Origin of the sequence: Citrobacter sp. Cpo142, from assembly GCF_030332425.1 — a bacterium.
In the GTDB taxonomy this organism is placed as follows: Bacteria; Pseudomonadota; Gammaproteobacteria; order Enterobacterales; family Enterobacteriaceae; genus Citrobacter; species Citrobacter portucalensis.
In genome coordinates this window covers 1-231 of sequence record NZ_JAOWHW010000065.1, presented here as the reverse complement: position 1 = coordinate 231, position 231 = coordinate 1, and the positions used below count along the sequence as shown (strand labels likewise).

General features: G+C 50.2%; 1 protein-coding gene. It reads left to right on the top strand.

What is annotated here, in order from left to right:
* Positions 1 to 231, top strand: a 231-nt coding sequence (locus tag OGY18_RS03035) for an MCP four helix bundle domain-containing protein (RefSeq protein WP_286551671.1), incomplete at both ends; no start/stop codon positions are given.

Below are 231 nucleotides of genomic sequence, written 5' to 3'. Positions count from 1 at the left end.
CAGATCAGTGAGCAGGGGGACCGTGAAGCCCTGAACAACTTCATTCGGTCACAGCAGTTACCGATCATAAATGACTACATTGCCAGTCTGCAGGCACTGGTGGAATACGAAAGAACAAGCATAGATAAAGCGGGTGAAGTTATCGATGATCATGGTACGGCAGCCATACTGACACTGATCATCACTGGGTGTATGGCGCTTCTTCTGGGAGGTGTGCTGGCATGGCTGATC